Genomic DNA, 18,040 nt, shown 5'->3' with positions numbered 1-18,040 from the left:
TTAACAAATCATTTTTCACCCCCAATGATGTCGGCAAGGACAACTGGGGAGGCAAGTGTATGGCTGGACTGGATAAACGTGTTGCCACTTATCAAGAGGCGCTGGAAGGACTGACCGACAACATGACGCTGCTGGCGGGCGGTTTTGGTTTATGTGGGATCCCTGAAAACCTGATTACCGAAGTACGCCGTCGGGAGGTTCAGGGACTTACCGTTGTATCAAACAACTGCGGCGTGGATGGCTTTGGCCTTGGCGTGCTGCTGGAAACGCGTCAGGTGCGCAAAGTGGTCGCGTCCTATGTGGGGGAAAACGCCCTGTTTGAGAAACAGGTGCTTAGCGGCGAACTGGAAGCCATCCTGACGCCACAGGGTACGCTGGCAGAGCAGTTGCGCGCGGGCGGCGCGGGGATCCCGGCATTTTTTACCGCGACCGGATATGGAACCCCCGTGGCGGAAGGGAAAGAGGTTCGCGAGTTTGCCGGACGCCCTTACATCCTTGAGCAGGCGATAACCGGTGATTTTGCGTTGGTTAAAGGCTGGAAAGCCGACTGGTACGGCAACGTCATCTATCGCCACACCGCACAGAATTTTAATCCGCTGATGGCCGCCGCCGGGCGCATTACCGTCGTGGAAGTCGAAGAAATTGTCCCTCCCGGAGAACTGGACCCTGCTGCGATTCACACTCCCGGAATTTTCGTTAACCGCATTATTCAGGGGCAGTTTGAAAAACGTATTGAACAACGCACCCTGCGCCAGAAAGGAGCCTGACATGTTAACGCGTGAACAAATGGCGATGCGCGTCGCCCGCGAGCTGCGCGACGGTTATTACGTCAACCTTGGGATCGGCATTCCCACGCTGGTGGCAAATTACATCCCTGATGGCATGGATGTGATGCTGCAATCAGAAAACGGTTTGCTGGGTATGGGCCCGTTTCCCACAGAAGACGAAATTGATGCCGACATGATCAACGCCGGGAAACAGACAGTGACGGCGCGCAAAGGCGCGGCGATTTTCGACTCGGCGCAATCCTTCGCCATGATCCGCGGCGGCCACGTTGATCTGACGGTGCTCGGTGCGTTTGAAGTCGATGTTAACGGCAATATCGCCTCATGGATGATCCCCGGAAAAATGGTGAAAGGCATGGGCGGCGCGATGGACCTGGTTGCCGGAGCCGACAATATCATTGTGGTAATGACCCATGCTTCCAAAAGCGGTGAGTCCAAACTGCTTCCCGCCTGCACCCTGCCGCTGACCGGCGTGGCCTGCATCAAACGCGTGCTTACCGACCTGGCTCTGCTGGAAATTGCCGACGGTGCGTTCATTCTGCGTGAACGTGCACCGGGCATCAGCGTGGATGAAATTGTCGCCAGAACCGCAGGCAAGCTGATCGTTCCCGAAACTGTCCCCGAAATGCACTTTAGCTGAGGAGCTGACCATGCAGGATGTTGTCATTGTCGCGGCGACGCGCACCCCGATTGGCAGTTTTCATGGCGCGCTGGCACCACTTTCCGCGGTTGAGCTTGGTTCAGTGGTGATCCGTTCGCTGCTGGAAAAAACGGCTGTGGCGCCTGAGCAAATTGATGAGGTGATTTTAGGTCAGGTTCTGACTGCGGGCTGCGGTCAGAATCCGGCCAGACAAACGGCGTTACGGGCAGGACTGCCGGTCACCACGCCCGCGTTAACCATCAACTTGGTGTGTGGTTCGGGTCTGAAGGCGGTGCATCAGGCGGTACAGGCGATTCGCTGTGGCGATGCGCAAATCGTGATTGCCGGGGGCCAGGAGAGCATGAGCAATGCGCCCTATTATCTCGACGGCGCGCGGGCCGGTCTGCGGTTGGGTCATGCCAGTATGAAAGACAGCGTGGTGCATGACGGCCTGTGGGATGCGTTCAACGACTATCACATGGGTATTACTGCCGAAAATCTGGCGGATAAGTTCGTAATCAGTCGTGAGCAGCAGGACGCTTTTGCCCTGCACTCCCAGCAAAAAGCTGCCGCCGCCATTGAAGCGGGTCGTTTTAACGCGGAAATCACGCCGGTCAGCGTCCCACAGGGCAAAAAGCCGCCACGTGTGGTGGACCGTGACGAACAACCTCGCCCGGATACTCAGGCCGACAAGCTGGCGCAACTTAAACCGGCGTTTCGTCCGGGTAACGGCACGGTGACCGCCGGAAATGCATCATCCATCAATGATGGTGCCGCCGCGGTGATGTTGATGAGCGCCGCCAAAGCGGCGGAACTCAATCTGCCAGTGCTTGCCCAGGTGGCGGGCTACGCGGTTTCTGGCGTCGATCCCGCCATTATGGGCATTGGGCCGGTAGAAGCGTCACTCCAGTGCCTGAAGCGTGCTGGCTGGACGCTAAATGACGTGGATCTTATCGAAGCCAACGAAGCCTTTGCTGCGCAAGCGCTGGCGGTTGGCGAATCCCTGAACTGGGACAGCAACCGGGTAAACGTGAACGGCGGTGCGATTGCGCTGGGGCACCCGATTGGCGCATCAGGTTGCCGAATTCTGGTAACGCTGCTGCATGAAATGGCGCGTAGCAACGCAGCCAAAGGATTGGCCACGCTGTGCGTAGGTGGTGGTCAGGGGGTGGCGCTGGCGGTAGAACGTCCGCAGGGGGTAGCTCATGCAAAGTAAGCCTATCTGCGTTCTGGGCGCGGGGTTAATGGGTGTCGGCATTGCTACCCACTTCGCCCGTTTTGGTTACGATGTCTGGTTATACGATACCGATAGCAGCCGAATTGCAGAAATAAGCGCCGTAGCCGGCGGTATTCTGGATGAGCTGATTGTCACCGATCAATTTGCAATTGGTGAAAAAACGTCAGTCGTGGCTCGCCTGCACGGCACAACCTCACTACAGGATATTGCCGCATGCCGGTTACTGATTGAAGCGATCCCGGAGCGGCTCGAACTCAAACACGCACTGTATGCGCAACTGGAAGAGCTGATCGCGCCGGAGGCCGTTATTGCCAGTAATACCAGCGGCCTGCCGCCGGATGCGCTGGCAGAAAAACTCGCCCATCCTGAACGGTTGCTGATCGCCCATTTCTGGCACCCGCCACATTTTATTCCGCTGGTCGAAATTGTACCTGGCACCGCAACGAAGCCGGAATATCTCCATGAATTGCAACAACAACTGATCGCGATGCAACTTGAGGCCGTGGTGCTCGACCGCGCCGCCCCAGGGTTTGTTGGCAATCGACTGCAGTTTGCTCTGCTGCGTGAAGCGCTACATATCGTTAAAAGCGGCATCGCCAGCGCAGAAGTGGTTGATCAGGTGATGCGCGCCTCGCTCGGACGTCGCTATGCAATGGTCGGTCCGCTGGAGGCTGCTGATATGACCGGACTTTCTACGGTGCAGGACATTTGTCGGCATCTGCTTCCGGAACTGGCAACCGGCAGCGACATGATGTCGCTGGTCGCTGACAAGGTCGCCAACGGTGATACCGGGTTGCGCAGCGGCCAGGGATTTTATCGCTGGGATGATTCGCGCAAGGAATACATCCAGCAACGCAGGGAGCATCAACTGCGCTTTGCCCTGAAACCGTAACTTCTCTTTCTGTACCCCACTATAACAATGATATTGAGGAGTCATGATGAGTGTATTAATCGCCCTGGCAGCGTTGGGCCTGCTGATGCTGGCAGCCTATCGCGGATATAGCGTTATCCTGTTTGCCCCCATCGCGGCATTAGGTGCTGTATTGCTTACCGAACCCAGCGCCGTCGGCCCTGCTTTCACCGGCCTGTTTATGGAAAAAATGGTCGGTTTTGTGAAGCTTTACTTCCCGGTGTTCTTGCTGGGGGCCGTGTTTGGCAAGTTAATCGAGTTATCTGGGTTTTCACGTTCCATTGTTGCCGCCGCTATCAACATTCTCGGCCGTCGCCATGCCATTCCGGTTATTGTGCTGGTATGTGCGCTGTTGACCTACGGCGGCGTATCGCTGTTCGTCGTGGCGTTTGCGGTGTATCCGTTCGCGGCCGAACTGTTCCGTCAGAGCAATATCCCGAAGCGGCTGATCCCGGCAACCGTTGCGCTGGGCGCGTTCTCCTTCACCATGGATGCCCTGCCAGGCACACCGCAGATCCAGAACATTATTCCGACCAGTTTCTTCGGTACCAACGCCTGGGCCGCGCCGTGGCTGGGTCTGATAGGTTCCGTGTTTATCATCGTTGTTGGTCTGGTTTATCTCGAACGTCAGCGTCGTAAAGCGCAGGCAAAGAATGAAGGCTATGGGACTGAACTGTTAAACGAGCCGGAAACGCCGGATAACATTAATCTGCCGAACCCGATCATCGCGATCTCTCCGCTGATCCTGGTTGGGGTATTTAACCTGCTGTTTACCCGCTGGATCCCGCAATGGTATGGCGCCACGCATCAACTGGAGCTTCCGGGTCTCGCCAAACCGATTACCACCGAAGTCGGTAAAATCACTGCTATCTGGGCAGTGGAAGCGGCGCTAATTTCTGGGATCCTGCTGGTGGTGCTCTTCGGCTATCGCAACATTAAAGGTCGCCTGGCGGAAGGCAGCAGAACGGCGGTTGGCGGCGCGATCCTCGCGGCGATGAACACCGCGTCAGAGTACGGTTTTGGCGCAGTGATCGCCGCCCTGCCAGGTTTCCTTGTACTGTCAAAAGCGCTGGCGGCTATTCCTGACCCGCTGCTCAATGAAGCTATCAGTATCACTACGCTCGCCGGGATCACCGGTTCGGCGTCTGGCGGGATGAGTATTGCCCTTGCCGCCATGTCTGACACCTTTATCGCGGCCGCTCACGCTGCCAATATCCCACTTGAAGTCTTTCACCGCGTGGCGTCTATGGCCAGCGGCGGTATGGACACCCTGCCGCATAACGGCGCAGTCATTACCTTATTAGCTATCACCGGTCTCAGCCACCGTCAGGCGTATGGCGGAATTTTTGCTATTACCGTCATTAAAAGTCTGGCCGTACTGTTTGTCATCGGCGTCTTCTACACCACCGGAATTGTTTAAGGAGAATCATCATGAACTTAACGGGAAAAACCGCCCTGGTTACCGGCTCGACCAGCGGTATCGGATTAGGTATCGCACAGGTGCTGGCGCAATCGGGCGCCACCCTGATCCTCAACGGGTTTGGTGATGTGGATGCCGCCAAAGACGCTGTTGCGCAATATGGCAAAACGCCAGGTTATCATGGTGCGGATCTGAGCAATGAAGCGCAAATTGCCGACATGATGCGCTATGCCGAGAGCGAATTTGGCGGTGTTGATATTCTGGTCAACAACGCGGGGATCCAGCATGTATCCCCGGTGGAAACCTTCCCGGTTGATAAATGGAACGCGATTATCGCCATTAATCTCTCTTCCGTTTTTCACACCACGCGTCTGGCGCTTCCTGGTATGCGCGCGCGAAACTGGGGGCGCATCATTAATATCGCTTCTGTTCACGGCCTGGTGGCCTCAAAAGAGAAATCTGCCTACGTAGCGGCGAAGCACGGCGTGGTGGGATTCACCAAGACCATCGCACTGGAAACCGCGCAGACGGGTGTCACCTGCAATGCGCTGTGTCCCGGCTGGGTGCTCACGCCGCTGGTCCAGCAGCAGATCGATAAGCGTATTGCCGAAGGCGCAGAGCCTGAGGCTGCGCGTGACGCCCTGCTGTCGGAAAAGCAGCCGTCGCGCGAATTCGTTACGCCGGAACAGTTAGGTGAGCTGGCACTATTTCTGTGTTCAAACGGTGCGGCGCAGGTGCGCGGCGTGGCGTGGAATATGGATGGCGGTTGGGTAGCGCAATAACATCATCAGGTGCCGGATAAGACTGACTTACATCCGGCACAGTCGTAGGCCGGATAAGACGCAGTCGCATCCGGCGCGCCATGATTAAGACTTCAGCTGATAATCCAGCGTAATATCCGCGTTCAGTACCTGCGATACCGGGCATCCGGCTTTTGCTTTCTGGATGATGCCGTCAAACGTGGCGGCGTCTATACCCGACACGCTCACCTGGCTATGCAACGCGACTTTAGTTATCGCAAACCCGGCATCTGCTTTATCCAGAGAAACATCGGCAGTGGTATCAATGGCATCTGGTGTAAACCCTGCTTCGCCCAGCATCAGCGAAAGTGCCATCGAGAAGCAGGCTGCATGGGCCGCGCCAATCAATTCTTCAGGATTGGTGCCTTTCACACCTTCAAATCGTGTATTAAACCCATACGGTTGCTGATTCAACACGCCACTTTCGGTCGACACAGTGCCTTTGCCGCGCTTAATGTCGCCTTCCCAGTGTGCCTGACCTTTCTTATGGATAGTCATTACCGCTCTCCTGTATTGTCGTCGGAGTTACTAGTATAGGACGGCTGAGAAAAAGCATGTTACATACGGGATAGTTCTCATTTGCCGCTTAAGCATTGACCTTTCAGATAAAATGACCGACCATCCAGAAAGCCGTTATGTTGAACATCGGCTTTATATCAGGTTGTATTTCGTCCGTTCTCTTACGGGCTCGCCCTTGAAACCAGTAACAGGATTAAGGAGTTAGAATGAAATCGAACCGTCAGGCCCGTCATATTCTCGGACTGGACCACAAAATCTCAAATCAACGTAAAATCGTGACCGAAGGTGACAAAACCAACGTGGTCAATAATCCTACTGGAAGAAAGCGCCGCACTGACGGCAAGTAGCCTTTCGCACGTCTGACTGAGTAACGAGATAAACACCATTGCAACCGCAGTGGTGTTTTTGCTTATAAAACCCCTTAACCCATTCACAATGCTTTATACTTCGCCCGTTTCCCTGGCGGACAGGCCACATACGATCATAAAGAGCGCCAGGGACGGTTATTCAAAAAAGAGTGAGTGACATGGAAAACGAAACCAAAAAACTGCGTTCCCTTTACATCCCCTACGCTGGCCCGGTACTGCTGGAATTCCCTTTACTGAATAAAGGGAGCGCCTTCAGTGTGGAAGAACGCCGTAACTTCAACCTGCTGGGGTTACTGCCGGAAGTGGTCGAGACGATTGAGGAACAGGCTGAACGCGCCTGGATCCAATATCAGGGATTCAAAACCGAAATCGACAAACATATTTACCTGCGCAACATCCAGGACACCAACGAAACCCTGTTTTACCGACTGGTGCATAATCACCTGGATGAGATGATGCCAGTTATCTATACCCCAACGGTCGGCGCGGCCTGTGAGCGTTTCTCTGAGATTTATCGTCGTGCGCGCGGCGTGTTTATCTCTTATCAGAACCGCCACAATATGGACGATATCCTGCAAAACGTCCCTAACCACAATATCAAGGTCATCGTTGTCACCGATGGCGAACGTATTTTAGGTCTTGGCGATCAGGGGATCGGCGGGATGGGTATTCCAATCGGTAAACTGTCGCTGTATACCGCATGTGGCGGAATTAGCCCGGCCTATACTCTTCCGGTGGTACTGGACGTGGGGACCAACAACCAGCAACTGCTGAACGATCCGCTGTATATGGGCTGGCGCAATCCGCGTATCACTGATGATGAATACTACGAATTCGTTGATGAATTCATCCAGGCCGTGAAGCATCGCTGGCCGGACGTGCTGTTGCAGTTTGAAGATTTCGCCCAGAAAAACGCTATGCCACTGCTGACCCGTTATCGTGATGAAATTTGCTCGTTTAACGACGATATTCAGGGCACCGCGGCGGTTACTGTCGGTACGCTGATTGCGGCTAGCCGCGCGGCCGGTAGCCAGTTGAGTGAACAGAACATCGTCTTCCTCGGCGCAGGTTCCGCCGGTTGCGGGATCGCCGAGCAGATCATTGCGCAGATCCAGCGTGAAGGTTTAAGCGAAGAAGCGGCGCGTCAACGTGTATTCATGGTCGACCGCTTCGGCCTGTTAACAGACAAAATGCCGAACCTGCTCTCCTTCCAGACAAAACTGGTGCAAAAACGCGAAAATCTCCAGCATTGGGATACCCAAGAAGATGTACTGTCGTTGCTCGATGTGGTCCGCAACGTTAAGCCGGATATCCTGATTGGCGTTTCCGGACAAACCGGCCTGTTTACCGAAGAGATCATCCGCGAAATGCACAAGCATTGTCCGCGTCCGATCGTCATGCCGTTGTCCAACCCCACTTCCCGTGTTGAAGCTACACCACAGGATATTATCGCCTGGACCGAAGGTAACGCGCTGGTTGCGACCGGTAGTCCGTTCGCACCGGTACTGTGGAAAGATAAAATTTACCCAATCGCCCAGTGTAACAACGCCTATATCTTCCCGGGTATCGGCCTGGGTGTGATTGCGTCTGGCGCGTCGCGCATCACTGATGAAATGCTGATGTCGGCGAGTGAAACGCTAGCGCAGTATTCACCGCTGGTGCTCAACGGTGAAGGTCTGGTGCTACCGGAACTGAAAGATATTCAGACCGTTTCTCGCGCCATTGCCTTTGCCGTCGGTAAAATGGCTCAGCAGCAAGGTGTGGCAGTGAAAACCTCCGCCGAAGCGCTGCAACAGGCAATTGACGATAATTTCTGGCAGGCAGAATATCGCGACTACCGTCGTACCTCTATTTGACGGTTTGCCCGGCGGCACACTGCTGTCGGGCGTTCAACACTTGCGCTTTTGCGTAACTTACGATTACACTTTCACCACCGATTAACATTCTGAAAAATAAAAGGAGGATACTTATGCTGTACTGTGAACGTTTTATCGTTTCACATGCTTTTGGCGATCGCCAGTGCTCAAGCGTTATCGGTATCGTGCTGCGATAACTTCTGCTTGAGCGAAGCTAACTTCTAAATCCCCTTCTCTCGGGCTTACCGGGTTATCGTCAGCGATGTTTGACGAGGCATTTTCACGCCTGTAACTCTTGAGTAAGCAACAATGAGCACATTACTAACCGCACAATCCTTACACGTTGATACGGCATTCGGCACGCTATTCGACGATCTTTCCTTTACCCTGAAAAAAGGTGACCGCATCGGGCTTATCGGTTACAACGGCTGCGGCAAAAGCACGCTGTTAAAACTGCTCGATGGCACGATCTCGCCCACCAGTGGGGCAATCTCGCAGGCGAATCACTGCCATCTCGCGCGTGTAGAACAACATCTACCTGACGATATACTGCCGCTTACGCTGCAGGAAGCCGTTCTCGCTCAACTTCCCGAGCATGAACGCGCAGCTCAGCAGTGGCGGGTTGAAGCACTGCTTGCCGAAATGGGTTTTACGCCAGAGAATTTATCTCTTACAGCGCAAACGTTGAGCGGTGGCCAGCACACGCGCTTGCTATTAGCGCGGGCACTGATGCGTAATCCTGACCTGCTGCTGCTGGATGAACCGGGTAACCACCTGGATTTGCCTACATTACTGTGGCTTGAGCAGTTCTTACAGAACTGGTCTGGCAGTTTTGTGGTGGTCTCCCACGACCCGCAACTGCTGGACGCGGTGACTCACGGAACCTGGATCTTGCGCGATCGCACCCTGCATGCCTTCGATCTACCCTGTAGCGCGGCGCGTCAGGCTCTGGCAGAAAGAGATGTCAGCGATGCTCTGCGCCACAAGGCTGAGCAAAAAGAGATAGACCGGGTGACTGCCAGCGCCAAACGGCTGGCTACCTGGGGGCGGGTCTACGACAACGAAGATCTCTCCCGCAAGGCCAAGCAGATGGAAAAACAGGTACAGCGCCTGAAAGAGGTGCAAACAGAAGTAACGTCAGGAAGTCAGTGGACACTAACATTGCAGGGTGATGCCCTGCGTGCAGATCGTTTGCTGGAGATGACCAATCTGTCTGTAGCCCCTGCTCCCGGTGCAGATACACTGTTTTCCATTGCCGGTATCCGGTTAAAAAGCGGCGATCGCGTGGCGATTGTCGGGCGTAACGGTTGCGGGAAATCATCGCTGTTAAGGCTTATCTGGCAACAGTTTCAGTCACAGCTGGCATCGCCTTCATTGGTGTTACACCCGCGCGTTACCCTGGGTTATTACGACCAGACGCTGCATCAGCTTGCCGATAACGATTCATTGTTTGACGCGCTGGAAGCGTTTGCCGCGCAGCCAGAGATTCGCAAGATGGCGCTGATTAGCGCGGGATTTCCGTGGGTTCGTCATGCGCAGCGAGTCAGCACGTTAAGCGGCGGTGAGCGCTCCCGGTTACTATTTGTTGGGCTGACGCTTGCGCGCTACAGTCTGCTGATGCTCGATGAACCGACCAACCATCTGGATATGGAAGGCAAAGAGGCGCTGGCAGAAACGCTACAAAGCTATAACGGCGGCGTGTTGCTGGTCAGTCACGACCGGCAGCTTATCAGCCAAAGCTGCAACCGGTTCTGGCTAATCGACAATGGCGAACTCAGTGAATGGCACGATCTGGAGGCGGTCAATGCGCGTATTCGGGAAACGTCCGCGGAGATAACCGTTCCCAAAACGGCGGTCGAAGCGAAAACTGAAATAAGCGGTGACAGCGATAGATTGCTGGAACAACTTCTCGATCTGGAGCAGCGTCTGGCCGACGATCTCGCCCGCAAGCCGAAACATCAAAAACCGTTGTTACAGGCGCAATGGCGTAAAGAGATTGAACGTCTGAACGCACAACTGGAGTAACCTTTATTGCCGGATGGCGCAAGCTTATCCGGCCTACATCAGCAAAATGTGCGTGTAGGCCAGCCATCCGGCAATTCTTGCGTGACGCTTTCCAGTTATTCCCCTTCTCCCTTTTTCTTTTTGCACATTCGCCGCACAATTTTAAATATCGCAATCTTGGTGTTGCGTTTAACGGAACATTGATGGTAGTGTTCCTCTTGAAGGAACAAGGATGATACGGATGATCATGAACTTCAGGCACAAGGGATTGCGCGATTTGTTTCTTCATGGACGAACATCAGGCGTTATGGCGAAACATGTCCGACGATTACGACACAGACTTGCCGTTATTAATGCGGCAAGCAAGGTTACAGATATCAATATGCCCGGTTATAAGCTACATCCTCTGGTGGGTGAACGCGACGGCATATGGGCAATTTCTGTTTCAGGTAACTGGCGTATTACGTTTGAATTCGTCAATGGCGACGCGTACATACTGGATTACGAGGACTATCATTGATGAAGATGGCAAATCATCCCCGTCCTGGGGATATCATTCAGGAAGCGCTGGAAGAACTCAATGTCAGCCTGCGCGAGTTTGCCAGAGCTATGGAGATTGCACCGTCAACGGCAAGTCGACTATTAACCGGGAAAGCGGCTCTGACGCCTGAGATGGCGATTAAACTCTCCGTAGTGATTGGCAGTTCACCCGAAATGTGGTTAAACCTGCAAAATACCTGGAGTCTGGCAGAGGCCCAAAAAAGCGTGGATATTTCACGTCTGCGTAAGCTGGCGGTACAGTGATATAAATGCCGGATATACTTTTGTCATCCGGCATACCATTTATTGCTGCGGTTTTTTCTCTTTCCAGGCATCCCAGGCCTGTTTGATCTCTTGCTTTGCCGTAGCGGCGTCATTGAAACCGTTTAATTCGACCTTCTTGCGCCCTTCCGGCAGATCTTTGTACACGCGGAAGAAAGATTCCAGACGTTGAACTTCAATCTTGGGCAGATCGCTCAACTCTTTGATGTCATCATAAGTGGGGTCAATTTTACTGGCCGGAACGGCGACAATTTTGTCGTCCTTTTCACCGCCGTCGATCATCTTCAGGACGCCAATAGCGCGCAGCTTAATCAACGTTCCCGGAGCAAGCGGCGCACGGGTATAAAAAATGACGTCCAGCGGGTCACCGTCACCGGCTAAAGACTGGGTGAGTGAACCGTAGTTGGCGGGATAGGCAACCGGCATTGACTGGAAGCGATCGGCAACGATAAAACCGGTTTTGGCGTCGGTTTCATATTTAATCATTCCACCTGCCGGAATTTCGGTTACGGCATAAAACTCTTCCGGGTTGTTCTCCGGCTGAGGAAATTCGAGGATGTTTTGCGCCTGAGCTGAAGCACAAAGAAACACGCTGACTGCGAGTAATTTTTTCACCAGATGCATTGTCTTTTAACTCTTCTATTATCGGAAAGACAACACCTTACGTTCAGCAGATGACAGAAACATGACGTTTTTTTGGCAAAAAAATGGCGCTACTGATGTAGCGCCATTGCGTAGAGGGAACATCAGGGATTAGTTAACCCCCTCCTCGCTCTCTTTTTTCGCTTCTTGTCTTTCAACTTCGCGATACCAACGTGGGTGATGTTTCTTCGCCCAACGACGGCTCACTTTCCCTTCGACCATACCTTTAATCGATCCTTTCACCCAGAATGCCATATACATATGGATGAGGATGGCGTGCATCAGGATAATCCCCGCAGCCGCATGGATCAGCAGGCTATAGCGCACGACCTGCATCGGGAAGAACTGCGCAAAGTACGGACGCCAGATAATGATACCGGTAATCAGCAGCACGAAAATCATGCTCATAATCGACCAGAACATCATTTTCTGCCCGGCGTTGTATTTGCCCACATCCGCCACTTTGTGTTCATTGCCTTTCAGTACTTCCACAATGTTTTTCAGCCACGGAATATCTTTCTTATCCGGGATGTTGTGGTGCACAAAGCGTACAAACATGAACATCAGTGCCACGAAGATCAGTATGCCGAAGAACGGGTGCAAAATGCGTCCCATCTGCGGCGTACCGAAGGTTTGCGTCAGCCATTGCAGAGTCGGGAAGAAAAATGAAATCCCCGACAGCGCTACCAGGAAGAAGCAGATCACCACCGTCCAGTGACAGGCGCGGTCGATAAATTTCGTGCGCACAATCATTTTCGACTTACTCATGATGATCCTCCTCGTCGTCGTCCACTTCCTTATTCGGACCAATACCAATGTAGTGGTAAATCAGTCCGGCGAAGGTGGCGATAAATCCGGCAGCGGCCAGCGGCTTCAGCGCCCCTTTCCACAGATTGATAGAGGTATCTATCTGCGGGTCTTTTGGCAGGCCGTGATACAGTTCAGGCTGGTTGGCATGATGCAGAACGTACATGACGTGCGTGCCGCCCACACCTTCCGGGTTGTAAAGACCGGCATGTTCAAAACCGCGTGCCTTCAGTTTGGCCACACGCTGTTCACCCATTTCCAGCATTTCCTGCTTGGTGCCGAAATGTATTGCCCCGGTCGGACACGTTTTCACGCAGGCAGGTTCCTGCCCGACGCTGACACGGTCCACACACAGCGTACATTTATACACCCGGTTATCCTCTTTATTGAGGCGCGGAATATTAAATGGACACCCGGCAATACAGTAGCCGCAGCCAATGCAGTGCTCTGACTGGAAATCGACAATCCCGTTGGCGTACTGGATGATGGCCCCGGCAGACGGGCACGCCTTCAGGCAGCCCGGATCTTCACAGTGCATACAGCCGTCTTTACGAATCAACCACTCCAGCTTGCCGTTCTGTTCGGTTTCGGTAAATCGCATCACCGTCCAGGACTTGGCGCTGAGATCGGCGGGGTTGTCATAAACCCCGACGCAGTGGCCAACTTCATCGCGGATATCGTTCCACTCTGAGCATGCCACCTGACAGGCCTTACAGCCTATACAGGTGGAAACGTCGATCAGCTTCGCGACTTCTGCTTTGTAATCACGGGCCTGAGGCGGCGGCGTGATGGAGTTTGTTGCGGACCGTTTGATGATGTCCTGCGTTTCCATAGACATATGTTCGCCTCCCTTACGCCTTCTCGATGTTAACTAAAAACGCTTTGTATTCCGGCGTTTGCGAGTTTGCATCACCGACATTCGGCGTCAGGGTGTTGGCGATAAAGCCTTTACGCGCGACTCCTTCAAAGCCCCAGTGGATTGGGATCCCAACCGTTTCTACCTGCTGACCGTTGACGTTCAGGGTACGCAGACGACGAGTGACCACGGCAACTGCGCGAATAAATCCACGTTTGCTGCTGACTTTCACGTGATCGCCGTTGTTGATCCCCTTCGCTGCCGCCAGCGTTTCGCTGATTTCCACAAACTGCTCCGGCTGGGCAATCGCATTCAACAATGCGTGCTTGGTCCAGGTATGGAAATGTTCGGTCAGACGATAGGTCGTCCCGACGTACGGGAAGTCCTGTTTCGTGCCCATACGAAGTTTATCCGCTTCGTACAGACGCGCTGCCGGGTTGGAGATCACATTCGGGTGCAGCGGGTTAGTGCCCAGCGGCGTTTCCATCGGCTCGTAGTGTTCCGGGAACGGACCTTCCGCCATCTTATCGATAGCAAACAGACGCCCCAGCCCTTCCGGCTGCATGATAAACGGATTGGTGCCACTGCCCGGTGCTGCGGTATTGAAGTCAGGGATATCGTTCCCCGTCCACTTCGTACCGTTCCACTGGATAAGCATGCGTTTTGGATCCCACGGTTTACCCTGCGGATCCGCCGAAGCGCGGTTATACAGCACGCGACGGTTCAGCGGCCATGCCCAGGCCCAGCCCAACGTATTACCGAGGCCTGACGGGTCGGCGTTATCGCGATTGGCCATCTGGTTGCCCTGCTCGGTCCAGCTGCCGGTATAAATCCAGCAGGATGATGACGTAGAACCATCATCGCGCAGCAGCGCAAAGCTGTTGAGCAACTGACCTTTCTTCGCAACCAGCACGCCGTTGGCATCATAGAGATCTTCCAGCGCATAGCCGTTGTTCTCTTTCGCCACTTCTTCGGAGTGCGGTTCGTCCGGCTGCTTATAGTTCCAGCTCATTTTCAGAACGGGTTCTACAGCTTTACCGCCTTCAGTGCGATACATGTCGCGCAGGCGGTGGTAAATACCGGCAAGAATCTCGCCGTCGTTGCGGGCTTCACCCGGTGCGTCCTGACCTTTCCAGTGCCACTGCAGCCAGCGGCCAGAGTTGGCGATGGAGCCGTCCTCTTCCGCAAAGCAGGTAGAAGGCAAACGGAAAACTTCGGTCTGAATCGACGCCGGATCAACGTCGTTTGATTCACCGTGGTTCTGCCAGAACGTTGAGGTTTCGGTCACCAGCGGATCGATAACCACCAGATACTTCAGTTTGCTGAGGCTCTGCACCACTTTGTTTTTGTCCGGGAAGGACGCAACAGGGTTAAAGCCCTGACAGATGTAGCCGGTGACTTTCCCGCTATCCATCATGTTGAAGTATTTAATGACGTCGTAGGACTGATCCCACTTCGGCAGCCACTCAAAGCCCCAGTCATTTTCTTTCTGCGCTGCATTGCCGTAGAAAGATTTCATCAGGCTGACGAAGAACTTCGGATAGTTGCCCCAGTAGTTAACCTGATCGGCCAATGTCGCTTTTGGCGTGTTTGCGGCCAGATAGGTTTGCAGGTCTGTCTGTTTCTCTGACGGCAGCGTCAGGTAGCCCGGCAGGCTGGTAGAGAGCAGACCTAAGTCGGTTAACCCTTGAATGTTGGAGTGGCCGCGCAAGGCGTTGACACCGCCACCTGCCATCCCCATGTTGCCGAGCAGCAACTGGATCATCGCCATGGTGCGGATGTTCTGTGCCCCGACGGTATGCTGAGTCCAACCCAGCGCGTACAGGAACGTGGTGGTGCGATCGGCTGCACTGGTGGAAGCCAGCACTTCGCAGACTTTCAGGAAGTCTTCTTTCGGCGTACCACAAATGTTTTCCACCACATCCGGCGTGTAGCGGGAAACGTGCTGTTTTAGCAGGTTCCAGACACAGCGAGGATGGCTTAACGTTTCATCGCGTTTCGCGTAGCCGTTTTCATCGAACTGGTAGTTCCAGGACGATTTATCGTATTGGCGTTTTTTCGCGTCGTACCCGCTGAACAGACCGTCTTCAAAAGCATAGTCATCCCGCACCAGCAGGCTGGCGTTGGTGTAATGCTTAACGTATTCAGCGTTAATTTTGTTGTTTTCAATCAGGTACAGCAAGACGCCGGACAGGAACGTAATGTCCGTGCCGGAACGAATTGGCGCATAGATATCCGCCACCGAAGCTGTACGTGTAAAACGAGGGTCAACAACAATCAGCGTGGCATCATTGTTGTTTTTGGCTTCCATCGCCCAGCGGAATCCCACCGGATGTGCTTCAGCGGCGTTACCGCCCATCACCATCACGACGTTAGCGTTTTTAATATCAACCCAGTGGTTGGTCATCGCACCGCGACCAAATGTTGGAGCAAGACTTGCTACCGTTGGTCCGTGTCAGACGCGCGCCTGGTTGTCTACTGCCAGCATGCCGAGTGAGCGCACAAATTTTTGCGTCAGCATACCGGTTTCATTACTTGCCGCAGATGCACACAGCATCCCGGTTGAAAGCCAGCGGTTTACCGTTACGCCCTGCTCATTCTTCTCAATAAAGTTGGCGTCACGGTCAGTTTTCATCAGCTTCGCGATACGGGTGAATGCTTCATCCCAGCTGATACGCTGCCATTTGTCGGAACCTGGTGCACGGTATTCCGGGTAACGCAGACGGTTTTCACTGTGCACGTAATCCAGTAATCCTGCGCCCTTAGGGCATAATGCCCCACGGCTCACCGGATGATCCGGATCCCCTTCAATATGGTAAATCGACTCTTTGGCGTTTTTTGCTCCATCTCCCAGGCTATACATTAATAGCCCGCAACCTACGGAACAGTATGTGCAGGTGTTTCGGATCTCTTTGGCGCGTAACAGCTTATAGTTTCGCGCCTGAGCCAGTGCCATTTTGGGTGCAAAACCCAGAGCAGCTACTGTTGTTCCCGCCATACCGCCCGCGCAGATTTTAAAAAATTGTCTGCGGCTGACGTCCATTGCTTTCCTCTTTTTTGCAGGGATTCGTACAGGACATCTCTCAAATCGCGCCAGCGCGGCATAATTGAAAGATGACATGTACAACTTCGCGACGAAACTATCAGCTATATCCATATTTTTTTTGCGTCAAATCAATAACGAAACGGTTCCGCTACTAAATAGTGCACTTTGTTTAACCTTTGTACCCATAAGGGGGTAGGTGAAAGGTAATTAGTTAGCGCGCTACGGTGTAAAAGTGCTATAAATTTCAGCTTGAATTTTTGCCAGCACCATGGACAGACAATCAGAATGACAAAACAAAAAGCGACGTTAATTGGGCTCATTGCCATCGTGCTCTGGAGCACGATGGTCGGGCTAATGCGTGGGGTAAGTGAAGGACTGGGTCCTGCGGGTGGCGCAGCAATGATTTTTTCGTTAAGTGGCCTGTTGCTGATTTTTACCGTTGGCTTTCCGAATATCAGAAAAATTCCTGTGCGTTATTTAATCGCGGGTAGCGTGCTTTTTGTTACCTATGAAATATGTTTAGCGCTGGCTCTCGGTTATGCGGCTACTCGTCACCAGGCTATTGAAGTCGGTATGGTCAATTATCTCTGGCCGAGTCTGACGATATTGTTTGCTATTTTATTTAATGGTCAAAAAACAACCTGGCTGGTAATCCCTGGATTAATTATCGCATTGACCGGGGTTTGTTGGGTATTGGGTGGCGAAAATGGCCTTAATCCTGGTGAAATTATAAACAATGTTGCCAGCAGCCCGCTGAGCTATTTCCTCGCCTTTCTTGGCGCATTTATCTGGGCAACGTATTGCACGGTGACCAATAAATACGCAAAAGGCTTTAACGGTATTACCGTATTCGTTTTACTAACGGCTGCAAGTTTGTGGGTTTACTATTTTATGACTCCGCAACCAGAAATGAATTTCAGCACTTCGGTGACTATTAAAATGTTCTCAGCGGCATTAACGTTAGGATTTGCCTATGCGGCGTGGAATATTGGCATTTTGCATGGCAACGTGACCATCATGGCCGTAGGTTCCTATTTTACCCCAGTGCTATCCTCCGCTCTGGCTGCTGTGTTACTCAGCGCCCCGTTGTCACTATCTTTCTGGCAGGGTGCATTGATGGTTTGTGCGGGTTCGCTACTTTGCTGGTTGGCAACACGCCGCGCCTGAAAAAAAATCCGGGTTTTATCGCGCAAATCTAAAACCCGGCTACACTGTAATCAAATTAATGAATAATAAATGTTCATTCCACTTGTTGTTTATGTTTATTTTTGTTTAATTTAATGTTAAATAATTGGTAATTAATTAACTCCCGAAAATATTGCATGCTT

At 53.1% G+C, this 18,040-nt stretch carries 16 protein-coding genes and 1 pseudogene; 12 read left to right on the top strand and 5 right to left on the bottom strand.

Going from position 1 to position 18,040, the window contains the following annotated elements; all coding sequences use genetic code 11:
- Positions 1-59: 59 nt before the first annotated feature.
- From GHC22_RS11995 to GHC22_RS11970, 6 genes are read left to right on the top strand one after another with little or no spacing between them, the layout of a single operon-like run.
- Positions 60-767 carry a CoA transferase subunit A gene (locus tag GHC22_RS11995; protein ID WP_003020020.1) on the top strand — a complete coding sequence of 236 codons (708 nt, stop codon included), beginning with the start codon at positions 60-62 and terminating at the stop codon, positions 765-767.
- 1 nt (position 768) lies between these two features.
- The gene (locus GHC22_RS11990) at positions 769-1,425 is read left to right on the top strand and encodes a CoA transferase subunit B (RefSeq protein WP_032943469.1); all 657 of its coding nucleotides are present in this window, start codon (positions 769-771) and stop codon (positions 1,423-1,425) included.
- A 10-nt stretch (positions 1,426-1,435) separates the two neighbouring features.
- A complete protein-coding gene (locus tag GHC22_RS11985) occupies positions 1,436-2,641 on the top strand; it encodes an acetyl-CoA C-acetyltransferase (protein WP_008784790.1) in 1,206 nt (401 codons plus the stop codon).
- Complete coding sequence (locus GHC22_RS11980; RefSeq protein ID WP_153753050.1) at positions 2,631-3,554, top strand: 3-hydroxyacyl-CoA dehydrogenase family protein; 924 nt, start codon at positions 2,631-2,633, stop codon at positions 3,552-3,554. The genes GHC22_RS11985 and GHC22_RS11980 overlap by 11 nt, the downstream gene beginning before the upstream one ends.
- 43 nt (positions 3,555-3,597) lie before the next feature.
- Positions 3,598-4,992, top strand: a complete 1,395-nt coding sequence (locus GHC22_RS11975; protein ID WP_196776256.1) for a GntP family permease — start codon at positions 3,598-3,600, stop codon at positions 4,990-4,992.
- Positions 4,993-5,003: 11 nt separating this feature from the next.
- On the top strand, positions 5,004-5,774 hold the full coding sequence (locus GHC22_RS11970) for a 3-hydroxybutyrate dehydrogenase (RefSeq protein ID WP_153753048.1): 771 nt from the start codon (positions 5,004-5,006) through the stop codon (positions 5,772-5,774).
- Positions 5,775-5,858: 84 nt separating this feature from the next.
- On the opposite strand, the gene GHC22_RS11965 is transcribed toward GHC22_RS11970, so the two are convergent.
- Positions 5,859-6,290, bottom strand: coding sequence for an OsmC family protein (locus tag GHC22_RS11965; protein WP_153753046.1), 432 nt, complete (start codon positions 6,288-6,290; stop codon positions 5,859-5,861).
- Between the two features lie 227 nt (positions 6,291-6,517).
- On the opposite strand from GHC22_RS11965, the gene sra reads away from it, so the two are divergent.
- From sra to GHC22_RS11940, 5 genes are all read left to right on the top strand, one after another.
- Complete coding sequence (gene sra, locus GHC22_RS11960) at positions 6,518-6,658, top strand: stationary-phase-induced ribosome-associated protein (protein WP_003833009.1); 141 nt, start codon at positions 6,518-6,520, stop codon at positions 6,656-6,658.
- A 179-nt stretch (positions 6,659-6,837) separates the two neighbouring features.
- The gene (gene maeA, locus GHC22_RS11955; protein ID WP_003833011.1) at positions 6,838-8,535 is read left to right on the top strand and encodes a malate dehydrogenase; all 1,698 of its coding nucleotides are present in this window, start codon (positions 6,838-6,840) and stop codon (positions 8,533-8,535) included.
- Positions 8,536-8,844: 309 nt separating this feature from the next.
- On the top strand, positions 8,845-10,560 hold the full coding sequence (locus GHC22_RS11950; protein ID WP_153753044.1) for an ABC-F family ATP-binding cassette domain-containing protein: 1,716 nt from the start codon (positions 8,845-8,847) through the stop codon (positions 10,558-10,560).
- A 220-nt stretch (positions 10,561-10,780) separates the two neighbouring features.
- Positions 10,781-11,059, top strand: a complete 279-nt coding sequence (locus tag GHC22_RS11945) for a type II toxin-antitoxin system RelE/ParE family toxin (RefSeq protein ID WP_153753041.1) — start codon at positions 10,781-10,783, stop codon at positions 11,057-11,059.
- Positions 11,059-11,343, top strand: coding sequence for a HigA family addiction module antitoxin (locus tag GHC22_RS11940; RefSeq protein ID WP_003833018.1), 285 nt, complete (start codon positions 11,059-11,061; stop codon positions 11,341-11,343). The genes GHC22_RS11945 and GHC22_RS11940 overlap by 1 nt, the downstream gene beginning before the upstream one ends.
- A 41-nt stretch (positions 11,344-11,384) precedes the next feature.
- Here GHC22_RS11940 and GHC22_RS11935 read toward each other — a convergent pair.
- The 4 genes and pseudogenes from GHC22_RS11935 to fdnG form a co-directional block, all read right to left on the bottom strand.
- A pseudogene (locus tag GHC22_RS11935) lies at positions 11,385-11,985 on the bottom strand (inorganic diphosphatase); the annotation flags it as partial.
- A 129-nt stretch (positions 11,986-12,114) separates the two neighbouring features.
- Positions 12,115-12,771, bottom strand: coding sequence for a formate dehydrogenase-N subunit gamma (fdnI, locus tag GHC22_RS11930; RefSeq protein WP_003020054.1), 657 nt, complete (start codon positions 12,769-12,771; stop codon positions 12,115-12,117).
- The gene (fdnH, locus tag GHC22_RS11925; RefSeq protein WP_003833024.1) at positions 12,764-13,648 is read right to left on the bottom strand and encodes a formate dehydrogenase N subunit beta; all 885 of its coding nucleotides are present in this window, start codon (positions 13,646-13,648) and stop codon (positions 12,764-12,766) included. Before fdnH ends, fdnI begins: the two co-directional genes overlap by 8 nt.
- Before the next feature lie 13 nt (positions 13,649-13,661).
- On the bottom strand, positions 13,662-16,709 hold the full coding sequence (gene fdnG, locus GHC22_RS11920; protein ID WP_095533095.1) for a formate dehydrogenase-N subunit alpha: 3,048 nt from the start codon (positions 16,707-16,709) through the stop codon (positions 13,662-13,664).
- A 288-nt stretch (positions 16,710-16,997) separates the two neighbouring features.
- Here fdnG and yddG point away from each other — a divergent pair, with 288 nt between their 5' ends.
- Positions 16,998-17,879 (top strand): aromatic amino acid efflux DMT transporter YddG, encoded by an 882-nt coding sequence (yddG, locus tag GHC22_RS11915; RefSeq protein WP_048214181.1) that lies wholly within the window; start codon positions 16,998-17,000, stop codon positions 17,877-17,879.
- Positions 17,880-18,040: the final 161 nt, after the last annotated feature.

This window comes from Citrobacter sp. H12-3-2, assembly GCF_009649895.1.
GTDB classification, from domain to species: domain Bacteria; phylum Pseudomonadota; class Gammaproteobacteria; order Enterobacterales; family Enterobacteriaceae; genus Citrobacter; species Citrobacter portucalensis.
The sequence above is the reverse complement of the archived record's forward strand: the minus strand, read 5'-3'. Positions and strand labels throughout refer to the sequence as shown.